Source organism: Algihabitans sp. (genome assembly GCF_965226985.1).
Taxonomy (GTDB): Bacteria; Pseudomonadota; Alphaproteobacteria; order Kiloniellales; family DSM-21159; genus Algihabitans.
This window is the reverse complement of record NZ_OZ245712.1, coordinates 2,372,501-2,398,070: the sequence shown is the minus strand read 5'-3', so window position 1 is coordinate 2,398,070 and position 25,570 is coordinate 2,372,501. Positions and strand designations below refer to the sequence as shown.

The following is a 25,570-nucleotide window of genomic DNA, read 5'->3' as shown; positions in this document are numbered from 1 at the left end:
TGTGATCGGATCCATCTACCGGTTTTCCCTCCCGCGATGCTTGCATAGCGACAAGCGGACGCCGGCTTTCCGAGATTATAGACTGCGAGACGTAAACGAGAGCTTGCAGCTTTGGAGGTAGTGCGGTTAACGCCGCCGGCGAATCCTGGCTCGACGCGCTTGCGGCGTCCGCTTGTCGTTCCTCGATTTTTCGTTTTTACGAGAGGAGGCTGCGGCTTTTTTCTCACGTGATGTCGAAGCTTTGCGCGGGGCGCCGGATGGTGAATTGTCGTCCTCCGTCGCTGCATCCGGATTGGCCAGATGCAGCACCAGACCGCCGGTCGTGCGGTCGGCCTCCATCAGGCGGACGGTTAGCAGTTCCCCTAACCGGTAGCGCCGGCCCCAGCGGCGTCCCACCAGGCAGTGCTGACGTTCGTCATGGATATAAAAGTCGTCCGGCAGGCTGGAGATCGGGATCAGTCCGTCGGCCCCGCTCTCGGTCAGGGTGACGAAGAGGCCGAAGCGCGTGACGCCGTTGACCCGCCCGGCGAAGGTTCCGCCGACCCGGTCGGACAGGAAGGCGGCGGTCATGCGGTCGACGGCATCGCGCTCTGCCGCCATGGCCGCCCGTTCGGTCATGGAGATCTGCTCGCCGATGGCCTTGAACTGCGTGGCCTGCGCGTCGGTCAGCCCATCGCCGCCCAGCCTGAGTCCCCGGATCAGGGCACGGTGGACCAGCAGATCCGCATAGCGGCGGATCGGCGAGGTGAAGTGGGCGTAGCGCTGCAGCGCCAATCCGAAATGGCCCAGGTTTTCCGGGCTGTAGACGGCCTGGGACTGGCAGCGCAGCACCAGTTCGCTGACCATGTTGGCGTGGGGCGTGCCGGTGGCCTGTTCGAGCACCCGTTTGAAGGTCTTCGGGCGGATCACTTGGCCCTTGGCGAGGCGGATGTTCATGCCGTCCAGCACCTCGCGCAGCGCGTCCACCTTCTGCGGGTCGGGCAGATCGTGGACACGGTACATGCAGGGCTGGCGCAGGCGTTCCAGCTCTCCGGCCGCTGCCACGTTGGCGCAGATCATCAACTCCTCGATGACCCGATGGCTGTCCAGGCGCCGGCGCGGCTCGATCCCGGCGACGTCGCCCGCCTCGTTCAGCAGAATCCGCCGCTCCGGCATGTCCAGCTCCAGGGTGCCGCGGTTACGCCGGTTGGTCAGCAGCGCTTCAAAGGCGCCGTAGAGCGGCTGGATCACCGGGTCCAGCAGCGGGCCGGCGGTCTCGTCGGGCGCGCCGTCCATGGCGGCCTGCACCTGCTCGTAGGTCAGGCGCGCCGCCGAGCGCATGACGCCGCGCAGGAAGCGCCAGGCCAGCAGCTCGCCCTCGGCGTCGATGGTCATCCAGACCGCCAGGCAGCCTCGTTCTTCCTTGGGGCGCAGGGAACACCAGCCGTTGGACAGCGCCTCCGGCAGCATCGGCACGACGCGGTCGGGGAAGTAGGCCGAGTTGCCGCGCGCCCGTGCCTCCCGATCCAGGGCGCTGTCCGGCCGGACGTAGTGGGCGACGTCCGCGATCGCGACCAGCAGCCGCCAGCCGCCGGGGTTCTTCCGGTCCTCGTCGGGTTCGGCGTAGACGGCGTCGTCGAAGTCGCGGGCGTCGGCGCCGTCGATCGTCACCAAGGGAACGGCGCGCAGATCCTCGCGGCCTTTGGTGCCGACGGCGGTGGCCGCCTCCGCGTCCGCTTCGGCCTCCTCGGGAAAGGCTGTGCGCAGGCCGTGCTCGTGGATGGCGACGAGGGAGAGGGCGCGCTGGTTCTCCAGGCTGCCCAGCCGCTCCACAACGCGCACGTCGCGCAGACCCATGCGGGGGTGGTAGCTCTTGACCTCGGCCAGGACCAGTTCGCCGGGCTTGGCGCCGGCCGCATCCGGCGGGTTGAGCACGTAGTCCTGTTTGGCCCGCTTGTCGGTCGGGCGCAGCCGGCCGCCCTGGGCGGTCATCTCGTAGAGGCCCAGCACCCGGCGGGGCGAGCGGCCGATCCGGCGGATGACCTTGCCCTCGTAGACGCCGTCCTCGACCCGTTCCAGCTTGGCCAGTGCCCGGTCGCCGACGGCCAGGGCGGCGCGGCTACTTCTCCCCGCGTTCAGGTAGATGCGCGGCGGCGGACCCGACTCTTCTTCCGCCCAATTCGCCGGCTTGCCGATCAGCTCGCCGTCCTCGTCGAGGCCGATCACCTCGACCACGCCGACGGGCGGCAGGCGGTCCGGCGGCGCCAGCTTCTTCTTGCCCTTGTCCTCCAGCTTGCCCTGCTCCTGCAGTTCCTGCAGGACCTCGCGCAGACGTCGGCGCTGCGCACCCTTCAGCTCGAAGGCGCGGGCGATGTCGCGCTTGTCCACCGGGGTCGGACTGTCTTCGATGTAGCGCAGGATCTCCGCCGTGTCGGGGAAATCCTCCAGAAAGTCTTCGCGGGCCACTGGGAATCCTTGTTTGCGGCGCACGCGCCTTGGACTCCGACCATAGGTGGATCGAAATCCAAGGGCCAGACTTCCTTGTCCACCGATGTGCGGCCTCTTGCCATTTCATGAACATGAGTTCATAAAACGGCTATGAACGATGGTCCTCTCCAGGCCGGCCGGCCGCGCAGCTTCGATCTGGACGCCGTGCTCGACGCGGCCTTGGAGGCCTTTCACCGGTATGGCCTCTCGGCCACCACCTATGACGTGCTGGAGCGGGCAACGGGTCTGCGCCGGCAAAGTCTGGTCTATGCTTTCGGCGACAAGTCCACGCTCTTCCAGGCGGCGTTGCGGCGCTACGCCGAACGGCGGGTGGCGGAGGTCATAGCCTGTCTGGAGGCGCCCGGCTCTCCGGCCTCGGCCATCAGACGCGCCTTTGCCCTCTGGCTCGAGGACGCCCGTAACGCGGAGCGACGCGGCTGCCTTCTGGTCAACACCGCCGGGGAAGTCGGACCACGCGACGAAGTCTTGGCCCAGATCGTCCAGGCGGCCAGCGACAGGTTGACCGCCGCCTTCGCGGAGGCCTTCTCGCGTGCTGGCGTAGCCGGAGAACTGCGCATGGAGGCCGATCCCGAAGGGCTCGCCCACTGCGCGGTCGTTCTGGGTGACGGTGCCTTGCTGCATGCGCGTGCCTCTGGCCAGGCGCGGCGGGCGGAGGCCAGCGTTCGAGCTTTCCTAAAGACCCTACTGATCTAGCGAGACGACACCACCACTCGGTGGAAGGGTGTCAAATTTATGAATGAACAATCATGAAAGGAACGAGGATGAGCGAGGTCTTCGCTTTGCACGACGAAACCACGGCCCCGGAGCCGGCACGCCCGGCGCTTGCGGCGACGCGGCGCAGTTTCGGAATGATCCCCAATCTGGAGCGAGTCATGGCGAACGCCCCGGCACTGCTGACCGCTTACAGTTCCCTGTGGGAGTTGTTCGATACGACCTCGTTGTCGCCGGTTGAGCGCCAGGTGGTCTACCAGACCGCCAACTTCGAGAACGATTGCACCTACTGCGTGCCTTGGCACAGTTACCTTGCCAAGCAAGCGGGGATGTCGGTCGCCGACAGCGAGGCGCTGCGTGCCGGCAGGCCGCTTGAGACGCCGAGGCTGGAGGCCTTGCGCAGTTTCGCGCGCCAACTGATCCACAATCGGGGCAAGGTCAGCGAAAGCGACCTGGAGGCTTTCCTGGATGCCGGTTACAGCGCCGAACAGGCGCTGGAGGTCGTACTCGGTCTCGCGATCAAAGTCATGAGCAACTACACGAACGCGCTCGCCGGCACACCGTTGGATGCCGCTGTCACCGAGTTCGCTTGGCGCAAACCGACGATCGCCATGCGGTCAACCGCCACGGAGCCGGAAACCGACAGCTAGGCCTCGGCGGCCTTCTTGGCTTTCGCCGCAGGCTTCTTGGCCGCGGCCTTTTTGGCTGGAGTCTTTTTCGTCGGTGCCTTCTTGGTCGTCGTCTTCTTGGCGGCGGTCTTCTTCGCCGGCGATTTCTTGCCGCCCTTCTTCTCCGCCTGTTTGGCCAGCAGGTCGACAGCGCCCGACAGGTCGATCTCATCGACGCCGAGGTCCTTGGGCAGGGAGGCGTTGAGTCGGCCATGCTTGACGTACGGGCCGTAGCGACCCTCGTGCAGCGTCACCGGCTTGCCGTCGCTCGGATGGTCGCCCAGCGTCTTAAGCGCGGCGGCGCCACCGCCCTTGGCCTGCGCCAGCAGGTCGACGGCCCGGTTGAGACCAATCACCAGGACATCCTCGTCCGGTGGGATCGACTTGTAGGTGTTGGCCTTGCGCACGTAGGGGCCGTAGCGACCGATGCCGGCCGTGATCTCCTCGCCCTCGTGGCTGCCCAGGCTGCGGGGCAGGGCCAGCAGCCCGAGGGCCACCTTCAGGTCGACGTCGTCCAGCGCCAGGCCTTTGGGCAGGGAGGTGCGCTTGGGCTTGACCGACTTGTCTTCGCCCTGTTCGCCGAGTTGCACGTAGTGACCGTAAGGCCCCTTGCGCAGGCTGACGTCCTGACCGGTCTCTGGGTCCTCGCCCAGGGATTTGGGGCCCGCCTCGCCGGGCGTCGCGCCGCCGCTGCCTTCCTCGGCCTGAACCGCCAGCGGCCGTGTGAAGCGGCAGTCTGGATAGTTGGAACAGCCGATGAAACCGCCGGTCTTGCCGAGCCGCAGACCCAGGCGGCCGGTGCCGCAGGCCGGGCAGAGGCGCGGATTGCGCTCGGGATTTTCCGGGTCGGCCGGAAAGAAATGCGGCCCGAGGTCTTCGTCCAGCGCATCGATGACGTTGGTGATGCGCAGCTCCTTCGTGTCCTCGATCGCCTGGTTGAAGGCCTCCCAGAAGCGATAGAGCACCTCCTTGTAGCGGCTGTCGCCGGCGGAGATCCGGTCGAGGTCCTCTTCCAGGCTGGCGGTGAAGTCGTACTCCACGTAGCGGCGGAAGAAGGCGGTCAGGAAGGCGGTGACGATGCGCCCGCGATCCTCCGGCAGGAAGCGCTTCTTCTCCAGCCGGACGTAGTCGCGGTCCTGCAGCACCTGCAGGATCGAGGCGTAGGTGGAGGGCCGGCCGATGCCCAACTCCTCCATCCGCTTGACCAGACTGGCCTCACTGAAGCGGGGCGGCGGCTGGGTGAAGTGCTGCTGCGGCGTGACGGCCTTGCGGTTGAGGTCCTGGCCCTCGCTCAGCGGCGGCAGGCGCTTGCCCTCGCCGTCCTCGTCCTCGGGATCGTCGCGGCCTTCCTGGTAGAGCGTGAGGAAGCCGTCGAAGACCTGGACCGAGCCGGTGGCGCGCAGCCGGGCGGTACTGCCGTCAACGTCGATGTCGGCGGTCATCTGGTCGAACTCGGCCGACTCCATCTGGCTGGCCAGAGCTCGCTTCCAGATCAGGTCGTAGAGCCGGGCCTCGTCCTCGCCGAGCCGGCCGCGAATCTCTTTCGGCAGGCGTCTGAGATCGGTCGGGCGGACTGCCTCGTGCGCCTCCTGGGCGTTCTTCGCCTTGGTCTTGTAGACGCGGGCCTGGTCCGGCAGGTAGGGGTCGCCGTAGCTTCCGGAAATCAGTTCTCGGGCGGCGGTAATCGCCTCGTTGGACATGCCGACGCCGTCGGTCCGCATGTAGGTGATGAGACCGACGGTCTCCCCGCCCAGGTCGATGCCCTCGTAGAGTTTCTGGGCCACCCGCATGGTCCGCGTGGCGCCGAAGCCGAGCTTGCGCGAGGCCTCCTGCTGCAGGGTCGAGGTTGTGAAGGGCGGCTGCGGATGGCGCTTGCTGCGTTTGGTCTCGACGCGCGCGACCGTGAAGCGTCCGGCCCCTTCCAACAGGGCGACGGCCTCTTGCGCCTTGGCTTCGGTGTTGAGATCGAACTTGTCGAGCTTGTCGCCCCGCAGATGGGTCAGGCGGGCGTCGAAGGCCGTCGTCTCCAGCGCGTCCAGGGTGGCCGTGACCGTCCAGTACTCCTGGGCGCGGAAGGCCTCGATCTCCGCCTCGCGCTCGCAGATCAGGCGTAGAGCCACCGACTGCACGCGGCCGGCCGAACGGCTGCCCGGCAGTTTGCGCCAGAGAACCGGCGAGAGGGTGAAGCCCACCAGGTAGTCGAGGGCGCGGCGCGCCAGATAGGCCTCGACCAGTGGCCTGTCGAGATCGCGCGGATGCTTGAAGGCATCCTGCACGGCGCGTTTTGTGATCTCGTTGAAGACCACGCGCTTGACTGGCTTGCCGTTCAGGACGCGGCGGCGGTTCAGCTCCTCGATGATGTGCCAGGAGATCGCTTCGCCTTCGCGATCCGGGTCGGTGGCCAGATAGAGTTGGTCGGCGCCCTTCAACTCGCGGGCGATTTCCTTGATACGCTTGTCGCCTCTGTCGTCGACCGCCCAATCCATCGCAAAGTCTTCGTCAGGACGAACCGATCCGTCCTTCGGCGGCAGGTCCCGGACATGGCCGTAACTGGCCAGCACCCGATAGTCGCCGCCAAGATAGCGCTCGATGGTCTTGGCCTTGGCGGGGGATTCGACGATGACAAGATGCATTCGCAGGTCCGTCCTAGGTGGCGCCCTTTTTCGCGACGCGAGGCCGGCGAACCGCGACGGTCATGCGATCAGCGCGACGCGGTTGCCGGGGGTGCGTTCGAGGCGGCCGGCCAGCTCCAGCTCCAGAAGCACGGTCCCGACCAGCGCGGCTGACAATTGGCACTGGCGTATCAGTTCGTCAACTGAGATCGGCGTAGGCGACAATAATTCCATAACTTTATCAGTGGCTTGTAGCTGTTCCTGCGAGGAGGGCATGACCATGGGCGCGGCCTCGAATCTGGAGTCCGGGGTTTCGGCAAGCCTCCCCAGGCTGCCGGCCAAAGCCTCCTGAACGTCGGCTGCCGACTCGACCAGGGTGGCCCCCTGACGCAACAGACCGTTGCAGCCTTTGGCACGCGGGTCGAGCGGCGAGCCCGGCACGGCCATCACTTCGCGCCCGTAGTCGGCGGCCAGGCGCGCGGTGTGCAGCGAGCCGGACCGAAGGGCCGCCTCGACCACCAGACTGCCCTGGGTCAGCCCGGCGATGATCCTGTTGCGGCGGGGGAAGTGACGCCCCTGAGGCTGGCGGCCGGGCGGCATTTCCGACAGCAGCGCGCCCTCCGCCAGCAGGCGGTCGTAAAGGCGGGCATTCTCTGCTGGGTAGATAATGTCGACCCCGCCGGCGAGCACCGCGAGGGTGCCCGCTTCCGGCGCGCCGAGAGTGCTTTCCAATGCGCCCTCGTGCGCCGCCGTGTCGATGCCGCGCGCGAAGCCGGAGACCACCAGATAGCCGGCCTGCGCGAGATCGCGGGCGATGCCGCGGGCCAGGGTCCGGCCGTTGGCGGAGGCGTTGCGCGCGCCGACGATCGCCACCGCCGGGCGGCACAGCAACTCCGCCTGGCCGCGCAGGGCGATCAGCGGCGGTGCATCGTCCGCCGCTGCGAGGGCCGCCGGATAGTTGGCTTCGCAGAGTGCGATCAGGCGGACCTTCAGCCTGCTCAACTCGGTCAGTTCGCGCTCGGCGGTTTCGGCGGGGCAAACGCGGATCGGTCGCGCCTGACCGCCGCGCCGGGCCAGCTCCGGCAAGGCCTCCAGGGCCGCCGCCGCGCCGCCGAAGCGCCGCAGCAGCAGGCGGAAGGTGACCGGGCCGACGTTCTCGCTGCGGCTCAGGCGCAGCCAGTCGAGGCGCTCTTGGTCGCTCAGGGTTTGGGACGGCGGGGTCATGCGCCTGACTTTTTGGTTGAGCAGCGGCGCCCGTCAACCTCTATTCGTTGTTGGTCCCGCTCTTGGCCGAACTGCCGATCTTGCTCTCCTCGCCGCGCAGCAGGCGCTGGATATTGGCGCGGTGGCGCAGCACCACCAGGGCGGCCAACAGGGCCGCGAACTCGACCCGCTGCAGGTCGCCGATCAAGAACCAAGCGTAGGCCGGGGAGAGGACGAAGCTCACCAGTGCGGCCAGCGAGGAGTAGCGGGTGACGGCGGCCACCAGCAGCCAGGTGGCGCAGAGCGCGATGCCCGCCGGCCAGGCGACGGCCAGCAGCACGGCGATCGAAGTCGCCACGCCCTTGCCGCCGCGAAAGCGCAGCCAGACAGGGAAGTTGTGTCCCAGCACCGCGCCCAGGCCGGCGACCAGCATGGGGTCCGGCCCGCCGAAATACCAGGCAATCCCCGCCGCCGCGGCGCCCTTGCCGCCGTCCAGCAGCACCGTCAAGACGGCGAGATCCTTGCGGCCCGTGCGCAGCACGTTGGTCGCGCCGATGCTGCGCGAGCCGATCTTGCGCAGGTCGTCGAGACCGGACAGGCGGGTCAGCACCAGGCCGAAGGGGATCGAGCCCAGCAGATAACCGCCGACCAGTGCCGTGAGCAGGTAGGGCCAGGCGAAGCCCCAGGAGATCGGATCGGGCATCGGGCGACCTCAGGCCGCCCGGCGGTCGCCGTCCAGCGCGAAGATACTGCGCCCGTCGACGACGCTGCGCAGCACGGCGCCCTGGACCATATGCCCCTCGAAGGGTGAGTTCTTGGATTTGGAGCGGAAGCGATCCGGGTCGATCCGGGCCGGTCGCTCGGGATCGAAGATGACCAGGTCGCAGGGCAGGCCGGGGGACAGGTCGGCCCGGCCCTTCAGGATGCCGGCCGGCCCCTCGGTCAGGCGGCGCAGCAGCTCCAGCAGGCTCATGCGTCCGTTGTGGACCAGGGCCAGGGAGAGGGGCAGCAGGCTTTCCAGCCCGACGATGCCCGGTTCGGCTAGATTGAAGGGCAGCCGCTTGGCGTCCTGGTCGTGCGGGCTGTGGTCGCTGGCGATAGCGTCGATGGTGCCGTCGGCGACGCCCGCGACCACCGCCTCGCGGTCGGTTTCGCTGCGCAGGGGCGGCGTGACCTTCGCGAAGGTGCGGTAGTCGCCGACCGCCGTCTCGTTAAGCGTCAGGTAGTGGGGCGCCGTGCTGGCCGTGACCGGCAGCCCCCGCGCTTTGGCTCGGCGTACCACCTCGACGGATTCGGCGCAGGTGACGTTGGCCACGTGGTAGCGCCCGCCGGTCATCTCGACCAGGCGCAGATCGCGCTCGATCATGATCACTTCGTTCAGCAGGTGGTTGCCGGCCAGACCCAGGCGGGTGGCCAGTTCGCCCGAGTTCATCACGCCGCCGGACAGGCTCGGCTCCTGCGGGTGCTGCAGGATCACCGTGTCCACGGTACGCGAGTAGCTGAGGGCGCGGCGCATCACCTGGGCATCCGCCACCGCCTGCAGTCCATCGGTGAAGCCCAGCGCGCCGTACTCGCTCAGCAGGCCGATCTCGACCAGTTCGCGGCCCTCGAGCTTCCGGGTGACCGCTCCGTAGCCGTAGACCTTGACCAGCTTCTCCTCGCGGGCGCGGCGCGCGATGAACTCGATGCCGGCCACGTCGTCGACCACCGGATCGGTGTTGGGCAGCGCCACCATCGAGGTGATGCCGCCGGCCGCCGCCGCCCGGCTCGCGGTCTCGATGGTTTCCTTGTGCTCCTGGCCCGGCTCGCCGAGTTGGACCCGCATATCGACCAGTCCCGGTGCCAGACAGGCCCCGGCGCAGTCGACCACCTCGACGCCCTCCGGAACGCCGTCGTTGAAGAGGCGCGGCCCCAGATCGCGGATCACGCCCTGGTCCGCGAAAAGCGCGCCCCGCTGGTCGAGGCCGCTGCGTGGGTCGAGCAGCCGGGCGTTCAGGTAGGCGGTGGGGCCTGCTTCGCTGCGCGTCGCCATGGCTAGCGTGCCTCCGCGACGGGGCTTGCGGTCGTGCTCCGCAGGCTGGCGGTCAGGGCCTCCAGACAGCCCATGCGCACGGCGACCCCCATCTCGACCTGATCCTGGATCAGGGAGCGGTCGATGTCGTCGGCCACCTCGCTGTCGATCTCGACGCCTCGGTTCATGGGGCCGGGGTGCATGATCAGCGCATCGGGTTTGGCGAGCGCCAGCTTGTCCCGATCCAGACCGTAGAAGCGGAAGTATTCGCGGATCGAGGGGACGTAGGAGCCCTGCATGCGCTCGGTCTGGAGGCGGAGCATCATCACGATGTCGACGTCGCGCAGGCCCGCGCGCATGTCGGTGTGGGCCTCGACCCCCAGCCGCTCGATGCCCGAGGGCATCAGCGTCGGCGGCGCGACGACCCGCACCCGCGCGCCCATGGTCGTCAGCAGGTGCAGGTTCGAGCGGGCGACCCGGCTGTGCATGATGTCGCCGCAGATCGCCACCGTCAGGCCCGTCAGCTTGCCCCGCCGGCGCTGGATGGTCAGCGCGTCCAGCAGGGCCTGGGTCGGATGCTCATGGCTGCCGTCGCCGGCGTTGATGACCGAGCAGTTGACCTTCTCGCTCAGGAGCTTGACGGCACCGGAGTCGGGGTGGCGCACGATCAGCACGTCCGGGTGCATGGCATTCAGGGTCATCGCAGTATCGATCAGGGTTTCCCCTTTCTTGATCGACGACCAGGCAACCGACATGTTGATCACGTCGGCCGACAACCGTTTGGCGGCCAGCTCGAAGGAGGTGCGCGTGCGCGTCGAGGTCTCGAAGAAGAGGTTGATGACGGTATGACCCGACAGCAGCGGCGAATGCTGGTGCGCCCGCGGGTCCTGACCGGCGTAACGGCCCGCCAGATCCAACAGGTAGCCGATCTCGGCCGGGGTCAGTCCTTCGATCCCGAGCAGATGGCGGTGCCGGTAGCCGGGTCGGGCGATGGCTTCGAAGTCTTGCATCGAGCGGGGCTTATCGCACCGCAATTCACCTCTGACAAGCGGTAGGTCGCGGCGTCCATGCGCAGGCTGTGGAAAGCGCTCAGGTGGCTTGCGATTCTGGCCGTTCTGGTGCCGGCCGGATTCGTGCTGCTCTACCGGGCCGTGCCGCCCCCGGCGACGCCGCTGATGGTGATTCGCGCTCTGGAGGGCCACGGCTGGCAGCGCGACTGGGTGCCTCTGGCGGAGATCGCGCCGCCGCTGCGCGAGGCCGTGCTGGCGGCCGAGGACAACCGCTTCTGCAGCCACTGGGGTTTCGATACGGTCGAGCTGCGCAAGGCCGTTGAGACCTGGCGCGACGGCGGCCGGCTGCGCGGCGCCTCCACCGTCTCCATGCAGACAGCGAAGAACCTCTTCCTCTGGCCGGAGCGCGACTGGATCCGCAAGGGCCTGGAGGGCTACCTGACACTCTATCTGGAAACTCTGCTTCCGAAGGCCCGGATCATCGAGCTGTATCTGAACAGCGTGGAGTTCGGCCCGGGCATCTACGGCGCCGAGGCGGCCGCCCAGGCGCATTTCGGCAAGTCCGCCAGCCAGTTGAGCCGCTGGGAGGCCTCCCTGCTGGCCGCCGTGCTGCCCAACCCTCTGCAGCGCTCCGCCGGCCGGCCCGACGACTTCCTGGCCGGCCAGGCCGCCCGCATCCGCACCCGCGTCGACCAGCTCGGCCCGCTGCTCGACTGCGTGCGGTAGGTCGTCTTCTCAATCTTGTTGCTTGGCGAAGGTCGATGAAGAAGCCTGCCCTGCGGGGCTGCGGCCATCCTTCGACAGGCTCAGGATGAAGTAGGTGTTCGGAAAACCCAGTCTTCACCCTGAGCTTGTCGAAGGGTGCCTCTGCCTGCCGGTCTCGGGTCCACCGGCCCGCTAAATCGCTCCGCTCTTTCGCAGCTTGGCGATCTCCGCGTCTTCCAGGTCCAGCAGTTCCTTCAGCAGTTCGTCGCTGTGCTGGCCCATGCGCGGCGGCGGGTAGCGGTAGTCGACCGGTGTCCTGGAGAACTTGATGGGGTTGCCGATCAGGGCGAGGCGGCCCTTCAGCGTCTCGGCGTCGGCCATCTCGATGCGCATGCCGCGCTGTTGGATCTGCGGGTCCGCGAAGACCCGGTCGAGGGTGTTGACCGCGCCGCTCGGGACGTGCCGGGCGGACAGTCCCTCGACCCACTCGGTGAGAGTCTTGGAGGGCGTGAGCGCCTCCAGGATCGGATAGAGCTCCGCACGGTTCCGCACCCGCAGGGCGTTGGTGACGAAGCGCGGGTCCTCGGCCAGCTCCGGCCGGCCGGCGAAGTCGCAGAAACGTTGGAACTGTCCGTCGTTGCCCACGGCCAGGATGAAGTAGCCGTCGGCGCAGGGCAGCACCTTGTAGGGCACGATGTTGGGATGTTCGTTGCCCTGGCGCTTCGGCACCTGGCCGCTGGTCAGGTAGTTCAGCCCCTCGTAGGATAGCCAGGCCACCTGGCTGTCGAGCAGCGCCAGGTCGATGTGCTGACCCTCGCCGGTCTTGGTGCGGTGGTGCAGGGCGGCCAGGATTGCGCTGACCGCGTACATGCCGCACATGATGTCGGCGATGCCGACGCCGACCTTGATCGGCTCGCCCTCCGGCTCGCCGGTCAGCGACATGATCCCGCCCATGCCCTGGGCCAGGTAGTCGTAGCCGGCGCGCGGGGCGTAGGGGCCGGTCTGGCCGAAGCCGGTGATCGAGCAGTAGATGATGTCTGGCTTGACCTGTCGGATGCTGTCGTAGTCCAGGCCGTAGCGCTTTAGGCCGCCGACCTTGAAGTTTTCGACGAAGATGTCGCACTCCGCTGCGATCCGACGGGCCAGGGTTTGGCCCTCCTCCGTTGCGATGTCGACGGTCAGGGAGCGCTTGTTGCGGTTGGCCGAGAGGTAGTAGGCCGCCGTCGCAGTGTCCTGCCCCTCCGCGTCCTTGACGAAGGGCGGGCCCCATTTGCGGGTGTCGTCGCCCTGGCCGGGCCGTTCTATCTTCACGACGTCTGCGCCTAGGTCGCCCAGCAGTTGGGTCGCCGTCGGACCGGCGAGAATGCGGGTCAGGTCGAATACGCGCAGGCCTGCAAGCGGGGCGGTCATAGGTCGGTAGGTCCGGATACGATTGGCGGGTGCGCCGGTTGTGGCGTGGTGCGCGGCCAGCCGTCAAGCCGGCTCACGGCACGAGGGGCGCCAGCAGCAACGGCAGGGTCACCAGGGCCAGCAGGGTCTGTGCGGTGATCAGGCTTGCCATCAGCGTGGCGTCGCCGCCGAGCTGGCGGGCCAGGATGTAGGCGCTGGTGGCGGTTGGCAGGCCGTTGAAGAGGACGGCGACGAAGGCCGCCGTGCCCTCCACCCCCAGCAGCCAGCAGCCGGCCCAGGTCAGGGCCGGCAGGACAGCGAGCTTGAGCAGGCTGCTGAGCAGGACCGGCCGGCCGGCGGCGCGGGCCGCCTGCAGGTTGAGCGCGGCTCCGACGCAGAGCAGGCCGAGGGGCAGGGCGGCACGGCCGAGGATCAGCAGCGTCTCGCCCAGCACCGGCGGCAGCCCGATGCCGGTCACGTTCAGCAGGCCGCCGGCCGCACAGCCCAGGATCAGCGGGTTGGTGACCACCTGCTTGACCAAGCCGGTCAGGCTCGGCTGGGCGGCCGTGCCGAAGCGCGCGAGTAGGCTGACGCAAAGCAGGTTGACCAGCGGCACGATGGCCGCGACCGCTACGGCGGCGGCGGCCACGCCAGCCTCGCCCGCCACCCCGAAGGCGACCGCCAGGCCGATGTAGGTGTTCATCCGCACGGCGCCTTGATAGAGGCTGGTGAAGCCGGGGCCGTCCAGGCCGAAGTGGGCCTCCAGCAGGGGCCGCGCCAACAGCAGCGCCAGGGTCATGACCAGGATCGCGGCCACGATGGCGCCGGCCATGGGCAGGACCTCCAGCTCGCTGAAGTCGGCGCGCGCCAGGGTCGTCGCCAGCAGGACCGGGAAGAAGCAGAAGTAGGTCAGCCGCTCGGCCGGTGCCCAGAAGCCCTCGCCGGGAAAGTTCCGCCGGCGCAGCAGCCAGCCGAGGAAGATCAAGAGGAAGACCGGCAGGATGACCGGCGCAATGACGGTCACGCCGGATCTCCGGCGCCCTCGACGGCACCGCCGGGTCGGCCGTGCGCCAGCGCGTCCAGCGCGCCCTGCAGGATGTAGGCGGCGGCCATCTTGTCCACGACCTCCGCCCGGCGCTTGCGGGTCATGTCGGCTTCCTCGATCAGCAGGCGCTGGACGGCGGCGGTCGAGAGACGCTCGTCCCAGAGGGCGATGGGCAGCGTCAGGCCGGCGAGGTCGATCAGGTTGCGGGCGAACTGCCGGGTCGATTGGGCGCGCGGGCCTTCGCTGCCGTCCATGTTGACTGGCAGGCCGAGGATCAGGCCGCCGACCCGCCGCTCCTCCAGTATGCGCAGCAGAGCCTCGGCGTCGGCGGTGAACTTGGCCCGGCGCAGAGTCTCCAGAGGCGAGGCCAGCTTGCGGTCGCCGTCGGAGATCGCGAGGCCGATGGTCTTGCTGCCCAGGTCCAGGCCCAGCAGACGGGCGCGAGGCGGCAGCCGCTCCGCCAGGTCGTGCAGATCGAGCAGGGTCATGGGGCGGATCACTACGCGGGCCGCCGCTGCAGTACAAGCCGCCGCCGTGCGGGCTCCCGCTTGTGACCCTCCGCTTGTGAGCGCCCGCTTGTGACCCTGGGGAGCCGGTGCTAGCTTCCGCCGCGCCGTTGCGGAGCCTGCGGTCCCGGTTCCTGCGACGCGATCCGAAACTCCTGATACGAAACGAGGCGTCTTCTCCCCATGGCGATCGACAAGGCCACGGTTCACGGCATCGCCAAGCTCGCGCGCATCAAGATCGACGAGGCCGAGGCCGAGTCGCTGGTCGGCGAGCTGAGCAACATTCTCGATTGGGTCGAACAGTTGGGTCAGGTGGATACCGAGGGCGTGCAGCCCATGACCTCGGTGGTCGAGATGCGCCTGCCGTTGCGGGACGACGCGGTGACCGACGGCGGCAAGGCGGAGGACATTCTGCTGAACGCGCCGGAGGCGGCGCATGGCTTCTTCGTCGTGCCGAAGGTGGTGGAATGAGCGACCTGACCCGCATGGACCTGTCCGAGGCCCGCGACCTGCTGGCCAAGAAGTCGCTCTCCGCCAAGGAGCTGACCGAGGCGCATATCGCCGCCGTCGAGGCCGCGCGCCCGCTGAACGCCTTCGTCACCGAGACCCCGGAGAAGGCCCTGGCCATGGCCGAGGCCTCGGATGCCCGGCGCGCCAAGGGCGAGGCGGGGCTGCTTGAGGGCCTGCCGCTGGCGATCAAGGATCTCTTCTGCACCGAGGGCGTGCAGACCACGGCCTCCAGCCACATCCTCGAAGGCTTCGTGCCGCCCTACGAGTCCACCGTGACGGCCAATCTCTGGCGCGAGGGCGCGGTGCTGCTGGGCAAGACCAACATGGACGAGTTCGCCATGGGCTCCTCCAACATGACCAGCCACTTCGGTGGGGTGGAGAATCCCTGGCATCGCGCCGGCAGCAATCAGAAGCTGGTGCCCGGCGGCTCCTCCGGCGGCTCGGCCGCCGCCGTGGCCGCGCGCTGCGCCCTGGCCGCGACCGGCACCGACACCGGTGGCTCGATCCGCCAGCCCGCCGCCTTCGCCGGGGTCGTCGGCCTCAAGCCGACCTACGGCCGCTGCTCGCGCTGGGGCGTCGTGGCCTTCGCCTCCTCGCTCGATCAGGCGGGACCCATGACCCGCAGCGTGCGCGACGCGGCGCTGATGCTTCGTGCCATGGCCAGCTACGACCCGAAGGACTCGACCTCGGTCGACCGCGGCGTTCCGGATTACGAGGCGGCGCTGACCGGCGAGGTGAAGGGCCTGCGCATCGGCGTGCCGAAGGAATACCGGGTCGAGGGCATGCCGCCCGAGATCGACCGGCTCTGGCAGCAGGGCATGGACTGGCTGACGGCGGCCGGTGCCGAGCTGCGCGAGGTCAGCCTGCCGCACAGCAAGTACGCCTTGCCGACTTACTACATCATCGCCCCGGCCGAGGCCTCCTCCAACCTCGCGCGCTACGACGGCATCCGCTACGGCCTGCGCGAGCCCGGCGACGGCAGCCTGACGGACCTCTACGAGTCCACCCGCGCGGCCGGCTTCGGGGATGAGGTCAAGCGGCGCCTGCTGATCGGCACCTACGTGCTCTCCGCCGGCTACTACGACGCCTACTACAACAAGGCCCGGCAGGTGCGCAGCCTGATCGCCCGCGACTTCACCGAGTCCTTCGCTGAGGTCGATCTGCTGCTGACGCCGACGGCGCCCTCGGCGGCCTTCGCCATGGGCGAGAAGATGGACGACCCGCTGGCCATGTACCTGAACGACGTCTTCACTGTCCCGGCCTCCCTGGCCGGGCTGCCCGGCATCTCCCTGCCGGCGGGGCTGTCCGACGAAGGCCTTCCGCTGGGTCTGCAGCTGATCGGCCGCGCCTTCGACGAGGAGACGCTGCTGCGCGCCGCCGCCGTTCTGGAGACGGCCGCCGCCTTCGACACGCTGCCGAGCTTTCTGGCGGCCTGAGGAGCGACAGAGTAAGACGGGAAGCGTGACGAAGCTGAGGAAGAACGCGCGATGAGCCTGATCGAAAGCGAGAGCGGGACCTGGGAAGTGGTGATCGGCCTGGAGGTGCATGCCCAGGTGATCTCCCACTCGAAGCTCTTTTCCGGGGCCTCGACGGCCTTCGGGGCGGAGCCGAACAGTCAGGTGTCGCTGGTGGACGCGGCGCTGCCCGGCATGCTGCCGGTGCTGAACCGGGTCTGCGTCGAGCAGGCGATCCGCACCGGCCTGGGGCTCAACGCGCGCATCAATCACCTCTCGGTCTTCGAGCGGAAGAACTACTTCTACCCCGATCTGCCCTCCGGCTATCAGATCAGCCAGTACGCCCATCCCATCGTGGGGGAGGGCACCATTTTGCTCGACCTGGAGGAGGGGGAGACCCGCGAGGTCGGGATCGAGCGCCTGCATCTGGAGCAGGACGCCGGCAAGTCGCTGCACGACCAGGATCCCTACCGCACCTTCGTCGACCTCAACCGGGCCGGCGTGGCGCTGATGGAGATCGTCTCCAAGCCCGACCTGCGCTCGGCCGCCGAGGCCGGAGCGTACCTGCGCAAGCTGCGTTCGATCCTGCGCTACCTCGGCACCTGCGACGGCAACATGGACGAGGGCTCCATGCGCTGCGACGTGAACCTCTCGGTGCGCCGTCCGGGCGAGCCGTTGGGCACGCGGACCGAGACCAAGAACGTGAACTCGATCCGCTACGTTCAGCAGGCGATCGAGATCGAGACACGCCGCCAGATCGAGGTGATCGAGAGCGGCGGCAGCATCGTGCAGGAGACGCGCCTGTTCGACCATCGCAGCGGCGAGACCCGCGCCATGCGCTCGAAGGAGGAGGCGCACGACTACCGCTACTTCCCCGACCCGGACCTGCTGCCGCTGGAGCTGGACCCCGCCTGGGTGGAGGAGGTGCGCGCCGCGCTGCCGGAGCTGCCGGACGCCAAGAGGCGCCGCTTCATCGAGGACTACGGCCTCAGCGCCTACGACGCCGCCGTGCTGGTGGCGGAGAAGGCCAACGCCGACTTCTACGAAGCAGTCGTCGAAGGCGGGCCGAAAGGCCGGCGCGATCCCAAGACGGCGGCCAACTGGGTCACGGTGAACTACTTCGGCGCCCTCAATGCCTCCGGCGCGAGCCTGGAGGACGCCCCGGTCGACGCCGCCAAGCTAGGCGGCCTGCTCGACCTGATCGCCGACGACACCATCTCCGGCCGGATCGCCAAGGAGGTCTTCGAGGAGATGTGGGAGACCGGCAAGCCGGCCGCCGAGATCGTCGAGGCCAAGGGCCTGAAGCAGATCACCGATACGGGCGAGTTGGAAGCCGTGGTCGACAAGATCATCGCCGAGAATCCCGGCCAGGCCCAGCAGGTCGCCGAGGGCAACCCCAAGCTGCTCGGCTGGTTCGTCGGCCAGGTCATGAAGGCCACCCAGGGCAAGGCCAACCCCGGCCTGGTCAACAAGCTGCTGCGCGAGAAGCTGGGCGGGTAGCCTGGCGGATCTCTCGTCTCGACTGGCGGAGTCTCACGACTTCGGTCGAGATCGTGGATGCTGGAGACAACTCTCTCGCCGTCCGGAATCGACCAACCAGCCGCATCCTTCGGCACGGTGTGTCCTCGCGACGGTCACTCAGGTCGCTCTTCACTTGTCGGAGTGTTTAATTCTTCGCCCCAGACGAAGCCTTTGAGTATCCACTCATTGAGCGCTTGACGCAGGGCGCGATCGAAGACGATCAAGTCTTCGAACCGCAGGCGTTTGGAGAAGTAGCGGTACTGGATCAGAACCTGATCAGTGAGCTTGTAGGTCACGTTGCACCAGTTTCCCTGAGGAAACTTCCCACTACAGTTTGATACAAAAGATCGACTCAAAGGTGCCTCATAGACATCTGCGGGAGCTCTAAGCGAAACTGCCCATCTTTCCTTTGAAAGGCTCAAGTCGTCGGGTGGGAACTGGCAGAGCTCCAGACCGTTCGCCAGTACCTCGAAGCCGTCAGCGCGGATAAAGCAGCGTGCGACGGCTTGCTCATCAGACAACTGCGTCCCCCAATGCTGCGGTCTAGAGGCCACAAGTGCGAGCCGCTGCAGAGGCACGTAGCCGGCCTCCGTGAGCGGGAGCGCGGGTGGGACCGTATCGCCGGCGAGGCGGATGAAATAAGCTCGCGCCCGGATCGGATTGCCGGGGCAGCCCTCAAGCTCCGCCGGCATCGGCGGCGTGGGCGCTTGCGCCAGGCGTTCGGGCGGGAAGTCCTGAATGTAGAGCAGATCGTCCTTAGGCAGCCGCAGGACCGTCTCCCAAAAGGCGACATGGACGAAATCGCCCGCTTCGGTGCTGCAACGGCTCGGATCGTAAGAAAGCGTGTCACTTTCCGCAGCACCGGGCACTGACGTGAGGAAGAGGCCGATCAGGAAAGCCGCCGCAACCTCGCGGCGACCGACGCCTTGGGCGGATGACAAGTTCGGTCGCAGGCCCGACGTCCGCTCTCTCCCGTCTTCCTGCTTCGTCGCGAACCTCGGAAGGCGGCCCTGCATCACGCCCATGTTTCGCACCGCTTGTTGGCCATCGAGGGTGAGACAGCTAGAGGGAAAAACTGAAGACTCCTTTAGCCTGACAAGCAACCGCTCGCAGGTGAGGGCGCGCAGTAGCGCGTTCGGAGCCGTTCGACGGGCTCTCTGGCTCTCGCGGCATAGGCGTTATGCGGCGCGGCCGGGTGCCTTGAGCGGCCCTGCGTGGTAGCGCTTCGCTCATGAGCAGTTCCTCCAGAACCGCCGCGCAGTCCTTCGCCCTGGCGGCCAAGCTGGCGCCGGCCACTTTCGTCTGCCTCTGGGCGACGGGCTTCATCGGCGCCAAGCTCGGGCTGCCCTACGTTGAGCCGCTGACCTTCCTGGCCCTCCGCTTCGCCCTGGTGGTGGCCATCATGGCGCCGGCTGCGCTCCTGCTCGGCGCGGTCTGGCCAAAGCTGACGACGACGGGACACGTCGCGGTCGTCGGCCTGCTGATCCACGGCGGCTATCTGGGCGGCGTCTTCGTCGCCATCTCGCTCGGCATGTCGGCGGGTCTCTCGGCCCTGATCGTCTCCCTGCAGCCCTTGCTGACGGCGGCGCTGGTCGGGCCGCTGCTGGGGGAGCGGGTCACGCGCCGGCAGGTCGCCGGCCTCATCCTCGGACTGGCCGGTGTCGCGCTGGTGCTGTCCGGTAAGCTGGCCCCCTCGGACGCCGGCACGCTCTTCGCCGGCTTCGGGTTGGATGCCGTCGCTTGCGCGCTGGTCGCTCTGCTGTCGATCACCGTCGGCGTAGTCTACCAGAAACGCTTTTGCGCCGAGGTCGATCTGCGCTCGGGCGCCGTCGTGCAATATGCGGCGGCCGGCCTTGCCATCGGCGCCCTGGCCCTGATCTTCGAGAGCAACCAAGTCGTTTGGCACCCCGATCTGGTGATCGCGCTGGGCTGGCTGGTGCTGGTGCTCTCCGTCGGCGCGGTCAGCCTGCTGATGCTGCTGATCCGCATGGGCGAGGCTTCGCGGGTCGCCAGCCTCTTCTATCTCGTGCCGCCGGTGACGGCGCTGGTCGCCTTCTTCCTCTTCGACGAACGGCTGGGGCCGCTGGCGCTGGCCGGCATGCTGGTCGCCGTGCTGGGCGTGGCTCTCGTGGTGACCGAACGCAAAAGCTGAGGCGCCGGCAGGCGAGGAACAATCCAGCAGGTTAAGTGCAATGCAACAGAGGGACGGCTAGACTAAGTCCGGGCTGGGGACGCCGAGTCCGCCGATGCCGTTCGAGTCTTGAGCCGCTATGCACGAGCACGACCTCAGCTATCTGCACGACATCCTCTACTTCCTGCTCGCCGCCGTGGTGATCGTGCCGCTGGCGCGACAGCTCCGCTCCAGCCCCGTGCTCGGCTATCTGGCCGCCGGCGTTGTGATCGGCCCCTCGCTGCTGGGTTTGATCGAGGATACGGAATCGACGCTGATTCTCGCCGAGTTCGGGATCGTCTTCCTGCTCTTCGCCATCGGCCTGGAACTCTCGGTCGAGCGCCTGAAGGTCCTGAAGCGCTACGTCTTCGGGCTGGGCACGACCCAGGTGGTCGTGACGGCGGCCGTCATCGCCCTGGTTCTGATCGCGCTGGGGCTGCCGACGGCGGCCGCCCTGGTGATCGGCGGCGGTCTCGCGCTCTCCTCCACCGCCTTCGTGCTGCAGATGCTGGTGGAGCGCGCGGAGCTGGCGGCCCGTTTCGGGCGGGTGGCCTTCTCGATCCTGCTGCTGCAGGACCTGGCTATCGTGCCCTTGCTGGCCCTGGTGCCGCTGCTGGGGGCCGAGGGCTCCAGCGTCCTGCTGGCGCTGGGACTGGCGGCGATCAAGGCGACGGCGGCGGTCGGGCTGACCCTGCTGGCGGGCCGCTTCCTGCTGCGCCCGGTCTACCGGGTGGTGGCCAAGACCCGCAGCACCGAGCTCTTCGTCGCCACCACCCTGCTGGTGCTGCTGGGCACCGGCTATCTGATGGTGCAGGCCGGGGTTTCCATGGCGCTCGGCGCCTTCCTGGCCGGATTGCTGCTGTCGGGTACCGAATACCGCCATCAGGTCGAGGCCGACATCCGACCCTTCCGGGGCCTGCTGCTTGGTCTCTTCTTCATGGCTGTCGGGCTGCAGATCGATCTTGGCCTGATCGCCGAGCATGCCGTCACAGTGGTGCTGGCCGTGGTCGCGCTGATGCTCGGCAAGGCCCTGGTGATCTACGGCCTCTGCCGAGCCTTCGGTCTGCCGGATGAGATTGCCGTGCGGGTCGGCCCGCTGCTGGCCCAGGGCGGCGAGTTCGGCTTCGTGCTGGTGGGCGGCGGCATGGTGGTCGGCGTGGTGCCGCAGGTCACGGGCCAGCTGGCCCTGGCCGTGGTCGCCATGACCATGGTGCTGACGCCGCTCTCCGCCTGGATCGGGCAGAGCCTGTCGCAGCGGATCGCGCGGCGTCAGGCCACGCGCGGCGACCTGCCGGACATCGCCGAGGAGGTGGAGGACCTGCAGGACCACGTGGTGATCGCCGGCTTCGGCCGGGTCGGCCAGACCATCGCGCAGGTGCTGGCCGAAGCCCACGTGCCCTACGTCGGTCTCGACCTGGACCACGACCGGGTGCGGCACTGCCGCGGGCTCGATCTGCCCGTCTACTACGGCGACGCCAGCCAGGTCGACGTGCTCCACACCGCCGGGCTGGAGCAGGCCAAAGCCGCCGTGATCACCCTCGACAACCCGGAGGCGGCGAGCCACACCGTTGCGGCGCTGCGCGAGCGCGCGCCGGAGATCCCGATCTTCGTACGGGCGCGCGATCTCGGCCATCGCAACGAACTGGAGGCGCAGGGGGCGACGGCGGTGGTGCCGGAGACCATCGAGGCCTCCCTGCAGCTCGGCGGCATCGTGCTGGGGGCGCTCGGCGCCGGCGACAGCGCCACGACGATCATGGAAGACTATCGTCGGGAGAACTATGCCAAGCTGGGCGAGATCATCACGCCGCGTGGTCGCCGCTCGGTGGACGAGTAGGCCGACGAGATGTAAGAGCGGAACGGCCCGGCTAGCATTTGGCCGGTGCGCCTTTTAGGGAGTCAGGATGTTCGCCTCGCTGCTGATCGCCAACCGCGGTGAGATCGCCTGCCGCATTCAACGCACGGCCAAGCGCATGGGGCTGCGCTGCATCGCCGTCTACTCCGACGCGGACGCGCGTGCGCCGCATGTGTTGATGGCCGACGAGGCCCATCGTCTCGGCCCGGCTCCGGCGCGCGAGAGCTATCTGAACGTCGAGGCGCTGCTGGAGGCCGCCGCGCGCAGCGGGGCGGAAGCGATTCACCCCGGCTACGGATTCCTGTCGGAGAATGCCGGCTTCGCCGAGGCCTGCGCGCGCGCCGGGCTGGTCTTCGTCGGGCCGCCGCCGGCCGCGATCCGGGCCATGGGCTCCAAGTCCGAGGCTAAGGCGATCATGGAGACGGCCGGCGTGCCGCTGGTGCCCGGCTATCACGGCAGCGACCAGGCACCGGACCTGCTCGCGAGCCAGGCGGCGCAGATCGGCTATCCAGTGCTGATCAAGGCCTCGGCCGGCGGCGGCGGCAAGGGCATGCGCGTGGTGGAGCGGCCTGAGGACTTCGAGGCGGCGCTCGGCTCCGCCAAGCGCGAGGCCGCGGCCTCCTTCGCCGACGACCGGGTTCTGGTCGAGAAGTACCTGACCAAGCCGCGCCATATCGAGCTGCAGGTCTTCGCGGACGGCCAGGGCAACGTCCTGCATCTGGGCGAGCGCGACTGCTCGATCCAGCGCCGCCACCAGAAGGTGATCGAGGAGGCGCCGGCCCCCGGTATGACGCCGGAGCGCCGCCTGGAGATGGGCGAGGCGGCCAAGGCGGCGGCCGCGGCGATCGGCTACGTCGGCGCCGGGACGGTGGAGTTCATCGCGGAGGGCGACGACTTCTTCTTCATGGAGATGAACACCCGCCTGCAGGTCGAGCATCCCGTGACCGAGATGATCACCGGCCAGGATCTGGTCGAGTGGCAGCTCAAGGTCGCGGCGGGCGAGCCTCTGCCGATGACCCAGGAGGAGCTGCGCCTGACCGGCCATGCCTTCGAGGTGCGCCTCTATGCCGAGGACCCGGCGCGCGACTTCCTGCCGGCCACCGGCCGCCTCGCGCACCTGCGCTTTCCCGAGGAGTCTGCGCAGCTGCGCGTCGATGCCGGCGTGCGCGAAGGTGACGAGATCTCCGTGCACTACGACCCCATGATCGCCAAGCTGATCGTCTGGGACCGGACGCGCGCCGCCGCCCTGCGCCGCCTGACCGGCGCGCTCGCCTCGACGGAGGTGGTCGGAACCACGACCAATCTCGCGTTCCTGCAGCGCCTGGCCGCGCATCCGGCCTTCGCCGCCGCCGATCTCGACACCGGCTTCATCGCCAAGCACGCCGAGGCTCTGCAGCCCGAGCAGGGCGCCGCCTCAGACGAGGTGCTGGCCCTGGCCTGCCTGGCGGAGCTTTTGGCGCGCAATCAGGAGGCGCGCCGGGCGGCCGCGGCCTCCAGCGATCCCCATTCGCCCTGGTGGAGCACCGACGGCTGGCGACTCAATGCCGGCACGCACCGCCGTCTCGTCTTCGATGATGGTGGCGGCGGGGGTAGCGAGGCTGGAGACCCGCGTGCAGCTGTCGTCCACTATCTGCCGGGCAGTCTCTACGAGATCGAATTGGAGGGTGGGCGGACCCTCGACGCGCGGGCACGCATGACGGAACCCAGGGCGGACGGCGGCGGCCGGATCGAGGCGGATCTCGCCGGCCGGCGGCTGACGGCCGTGGCGGTCTGGCAGGGACGCCAGTTGACCCTGCTGATCGATGGTGCCGCGCACCGCCTGACGCTCTTCGATCAGTTGGCCGCGGGCGACGCCGACGAGACGCGGGACGATCGCTTGGTCGCACCGATGCCGGGCAAGGTCGTCCAGGTCCTGGTCGAGGCCGGTGCCGAGGTCACGGCCGGACAGCCTTTGGTTGTGCTCGAGGCCATGAAGATGGAGCACACCCTGTCGGCACCCTCAGACGGCCGCGTCGCGGCTTTGCGCTATGCTGCCGGGGACTTGGTCGAGGAAGGCGTCGAACTGCTCGAATTCGCCGCCGCCGAGGAAGCGCCGGCATGATGGGCGATACAGCGATCCGCATCGTCGAGGTGGGGCCGCGCGACGGACTGCAGAACGAGAAAGCCTTGGTCCCGACGGCGGTGAAGGTCGAACTGATCGAGCGCCTGGCCGCTGCCGGCCTGCCGGCGGTGGAGGCGGGCGCCTTCGTCAGTCCGAAGTGGGTGCCGCAGATGGCCGACACGGCGGAGGTGCTGGCGCGGCTGCGTCGCCGGCCCGAGACGGCCCACCCGGTGTTGGTGCCCAACGAAAAGGGTCTGGCCCGCGCGCTGGACAGCGGCGTCGCGGAGATCGCGGTGTTCGGCGCCGCTTCGGAAAGCTTCAGCCAGCGCAACATCAACTGCTCCATCGCCGAGTCCCTGGAGCGGTTCCGCCCCGTCTGCGAGGGCGCGCTGGCGGCGGGCCTGCGGGTGCGCGGCTACGTCTCCTGCGTGCTCGGCTGTCCCTACGAGGGCGCGGTCGAGGCGGGGAAGGTGGCCGAGGTGTCGGCCGCCCTGATGGAGATGGGCTGCTACGAGATATCGCTCGGCGACACCATCGGCGTCGGCACCGCCGGTAAGGCGCGGAGCCTGATCCGCCGGGTCGGCGAGGCGGTGCCCCGCGCGCGGCTCGCGGTTCACTTCCACGACACCTACGGTCAGGCGCTGGCCAACATTCTGGCCTGCCTGGAAGAGGGGGTCGCCACGGTCGACTCCTCCGTGGCCGGGCTCGGCGGCTGCCCCTACGCGAAGGGTGCCTCCGGCAATTTGGCGACGGAGGACCTGCTCTACCTGCTCGACGGCTTGGGGCTGGAGACCGGCGTGGACTTCGAGGCCGTGGTGGCGGCGGGCCGTTTCATCTCGGATCACCTGGGCCGCGCGCCGGTCTCCAAGGTCTCTCAGGCCTTGGCCGGCAAGGCAGCCTGACAGACAGCTCGGGACGATTGCCGATCTATCCACAGACTCGGCGGCAGCGGCGTCTTGGCAGGGTCGGATCGTCGCGCCATTCTCTCGCCTGACATCATGACTTTGCATCTCATCAAACTCTCCGTCGGCAGCGAGGACGTGGACTCGCTGGTCAGCTGGCAGGCCGGACGTCTGAAGCGGCACGGCGAGATCTGGCACGGCACCCGCATGCGGCCCAAACGCGGCGCGGAACTGCTGGAGGGCGGCTCGATCTACTGGGTGATTCGGGGCCTGGTGCAGTGCCGTCAGGCTCTGCTGGATCTGGAGGAGGCTGAGGACGAGAGCGGGCGGCCCTACACCCGGCTGATGCTCGACCCGGAGATGGTGCGGGTGGTGCCGCGCGCGCAGCGGCCGTTCCAGGGATGGCGCTATCTGACCGCCGACCGGGCGCCGCGCGACCTGACCTCGACGAGCGGCGATGCTAAGGACCTGCCGCCGGCACTCTGGGCGGAGCTGCGCGACCTCGGCTTGATGTGAAAGGGCGGAGGCCCGCCGCGACCCAGGCCCCGTTCGAACTTAGGCCCCGTCCGAACTTAGGCCCCGTCCGAACTTAGGCCCCGCACGCACTTAGGCCCCGTACGCACTTAGGTCCTGTCCGAAAGGTTGCGATTTTCTGAATTTTCCCTCTGGACAAGGCCGGGTCGGACCCCCTATATCCAGCGCCGCTTCAGGGC

21 protein-coding genes are annotated in these 25,570 nt (G+C 68.4%); 11 read left to right on the top strand and 10 right to left on the bottom strand.

All coding sequences use genetic code 11. The annotated features are described in order from the left end of the window. Nucleotides 1-126 precede the first annotated feature (126 nt). Nucleotides 127-2,469, bottom strand: a complete 2,343-nt coding sequence (rnr, locus tag ACO054_RS11030) for a ribonuclease R (protein WP_421706623.1) — start codon at nt 2,467-2,469, stop codon at nt 127-129. A gap of 108 nt (nt 2,470-2,577) precedes the next feature. Here rnr and ACO054_RS11025 point away from each other — a divergent pair, with 108 nt between their 5' ends. Together ACO054_RS11025 and ACO054_RS11020 are read left to right on the top strand one after the other, a co-directional pair. Beyond that, nucleotides 2,578-3,180 carry a TetR/AcrR family transcriptional regulator gene (locus ACO054_RS11025; RefSeq protein WP_421706622.1) on the top strand — a complete coding sequence of 201 codons (603 nt, stop codon included), beginning with the start codon at nt 2,578-2,580 and terminating at the stop codon, nt 3,178-3,180. Between the two features lie 68 nt (nt 3,181-3,248). After that, nucleotides 3,249-3,848, top strand: coding sequence for a carboxymuconolactone decarboxylase family protein (locus ACO054_RS11020; RefSeq protein ID WP_421706621.1), 600 nt, complete (start codon nt 3,249-3,251; stop codon nt 3,846-3,848). Here ACO054_RS11020 and topA read toward each other — a convergent pair. The 5 genes from topA to ACO054_RS10995 are packed head-to-tail and all read right to left on the bottom strand — an operon-like array spanning nt 3,845 to nt 10,702. Beyond that, on the bottom strand, nt 3,845-6,499 hold the full coding sequence (gene topA, locus ACO054_RS11015; protein ID WP_421706620.1) for a type I DNA topoisomerase: 2,655 nt from the start codon (nt 6,497-6,499) through the stop codon (nt 3,845-3,847). The genes ACO054_RS11020 and topA overlap by 4 nt on opposite strands. A gap of 60 nt (nt 6,500-6,559) precedes the next feature. Further along, entirely contained in the window at nt 6,560-7,702 is a 1,143-nt protein-coding gene (gene dprA, locus ACO054_RS11010; protein ID WP_421706619.1) for a DNA-processing protein DprA, read from the bottom strand. 40 nt (nt 7,703-7,742) lie between these two features. Next, nucleotides 7,743-8,384: a glycerol-3-phosphate 1-O-acyltransferase PlsY gene (gene plsY / locus ACO054_RS11005; RefSeq protein ID WP_421706618.1), complete on the bottom strand. Its 642-nt coding sequence runs from the start codon at nt 8,382-8,384 to the stop codon at nt 7,743-7,745. Between the two features lie 9 nt (nt 8,385-8,393). After that, nucleotides 8,394-9,713: a dihydroorotase gene (gene pyrC, locus ACO054_RS11000; protein WP_421706617.1), complete on the bottom strand. Its 1,320-nt coding sequence runs from the start codon at nt 9,711-9,713 to the stop codon at nt 8,394-8,396. 2 nt (nt 9,714-9,715) lie between these two features. Further along, a complete protein-coding gene (locus ACO054_RS10995; RefSeq protein WP_421706616.1) occupies nt 9,716-10,702 on the bottom strand; it encodes an aspartate carbamoyltransferase catalytic subunit in 987 nt (328 codons plus the stop codon). 57 nt (nt 10,703-10,759) lie between these two features. On the opposite strand from ACO054_RS10995, the gene mtgA reads away from it, so the two are divergent. After that, a complete protein-coding gene (gene mtgA, locus ACO054_RS10990) occupies nt 10,760-11,428 on the top strand; it encodes a monofunctional biosynthetic peptidoglycan transglycosylase (protein WP_421706615.1) in 669 nt (222 codons plus the stop codon). Nucleotides 11,429-11,599: 171 nt separating this feature from the next. Here mtgA and ACO054_RS10985 read toward each other — a convergent pair whose 3' ends face one another. The 3 genes from ACO054_RS10985 to ruvX all read right to left on the bottom strand — a co-directional run bounded on the left by ACO054_RS10985 (nt 11,600) and on the right by ruvX (nt 14,329). Beyond that, nucleotides 11,600-12,817 carry a CaiB/BaiF CoA transferase family protein gene (locus ACO054_RS10985; protein WP_421706614.1) on the bottom strand — a complete coding sequence of 406 codons (1,218 nt, stop codon included), beginning with the start codon at nt 12,815-12,817 and terminating at the stop codon, nt 11,600-11,602. Nucleotides 12,818-12,890: 73 nt separating this feature from the next. Continuing rightward, nucleotides 12,891-13,820, bottom strand: a complete 930-nt coding sequence (locus ACO054_RS10980; protein ID WP_421706612.1) for an AEC family transporter — start codon at nt 13,818-13,820, stop codon at nt 12,891-12,893. Next, nucleotides 13,817-14,329, bottom strand: a complete 513-nt coding sequence (ruvX, locus tag ACO054_RS10975) for a Holliday junction resolvase RuvX (protein WP_421706611.1) — start codon at nt 14,327-14,329, stop codon at nt 13,817-13,819. Before ruvX ends, ACO054_RS10980 begins: the two co-directional genes overlap by 4 nt. Before the next feature lie 201 nt (nt 14,330-14,530). Between ruvX and gatC the strand changes: the two genes are divergently transcribed. The 3 genes from gatC to gatB are packed head-to-tail and all read left to right on the top strand — an operon-like array spanning nt 14,531 to nt 17,811. Further along, on the top strand, nt 14,531-14,818 hold the full coding sequence (gene gatC / locus ACO054_RS10970; protein WP_421706610.1) for an Asp-tRNA(Asn)/Glu-tRNA(Gln) amidotransferase subunit GatC: 288 nt from the start codon (nt 14,531-14,533) through the stop codon (nt 14,816-14,818). After that, nucleotides 14,815-16,293, top strand: coding sequence for an Asp-tRNA(Asn)/Glu-tRNA(Gln) amidotransferase subunit GatA (gene gatA / locus ACO054_RS10965; protein WP_421706609.1), 1,479 nt, complete (start codon nt 14,815-14,817; stop codon nt 16,291-16,293). Before gatC ends, gatA begins: the two co-directional genes overlap by 4 nt. A gap of 51 nt (nt 16,294-16,344) precedes the next feature. Further along, nucleotides 16,345-17,811 (top strand): Asp-tRNA(Asn)/Glu-tRNA(Gln) amidotransferase subunit GatB, encoded by a 1,467-nt coding sequence (gatB, locus tag ACO054_RS10960; RefSeq protein WP_421706608.1) that lies wholly within the window; start codon nt 16,345-16,347, stop codon nt 17,809-17,811. A gap of 134 nt (nt 17,812-17,945) precedes the next feature. On the opposite strand, the gene ACO054_RS10955 is transcribed toward gatB, so the two are convergent. Continuing rightward, a complete protein-coding gene (locus ACO054_RS10955) occupies nt 17,946-18,857 on the bottom strand; it encodes a hypothetical protein (RefSeq protein WP_421706607.1) in 912 nt (303 codons plus the stop codon). Nucleotides 18,858-19,063: 206 nt separating this feature from the next. Between ACO054_RS10955 and ACO054_RS10950 the strand changes: the two genes are divergently transcribed. From ACO054_RS10950 to ACO054_RS10930, 5 genes are all read left to right on the top strand, one after another. Beyond that, nucleotides 19,064-19,984: a DMT family transporter gene (locus ACO054_RS10950; protein ID WP_421706606.1), complete on the top strand. Its 921-nt coding sequence runs from the start codon at nt 19,064-19,066 to the stop codon at nt 19,982-19,984. 118 nt (nt 19,985-20,102) lie between these two features. Next, nucleotides 20,103-21,836, top strand: coding sequence for a monovalent cation:proton antiporter-2 (CPA2) family protein (locus tag ACO054_RS10945; RefSeq protein WP_421706605.1), 1,734 nt, complete (start codon nt 20,103-20,105; stop codon nt 21,834-21,836). Between the two features lie 67 nt (nt 21,837-21,903). Continuing rightward, on the top strand, nt 21,904-23,955 hold the full coding sequence (locus ACO054_RS10940; protein ID WP_421706604.1) for a biotin carboxylase N-terminal domain-containing protein: 2,052 nt from the start codon (nt 21,904-21,906) through the stop codon (nt 23,953-23,955). Continuing rightward, nucleotides 23,952-24,857, top strand: a complete 906-nt coding sequence (locus ACO054_RS10935) for a hydroxymethylglutaryl-CoA lyase (protein WP_421706603.1) — start codon at nt 23,952-23,954, stop codon at nt 24,855-24,857. Before ACO054_RS10940 ends, ACO054_RS10935 begins: the two co-directional genes overlap by 4 nt. A 96-nt stretch (nt 24,858-24,953) precedes the next feature. Beyond that, nucleotides 24,954-25,373 carry a DUF1489 family protein gene (locus ACO054_RS10930; protein WP_421706602.1) on the top strand — a complete coding sequence of 140 codons (420 nt, stop codon included), beginning with the start codon at nt 24,954-24,956 and terminating at the stop codon, nt 25,371-25,373. Nucleotides 25,374-25,570: the final 197 nt, after the last annotated feature.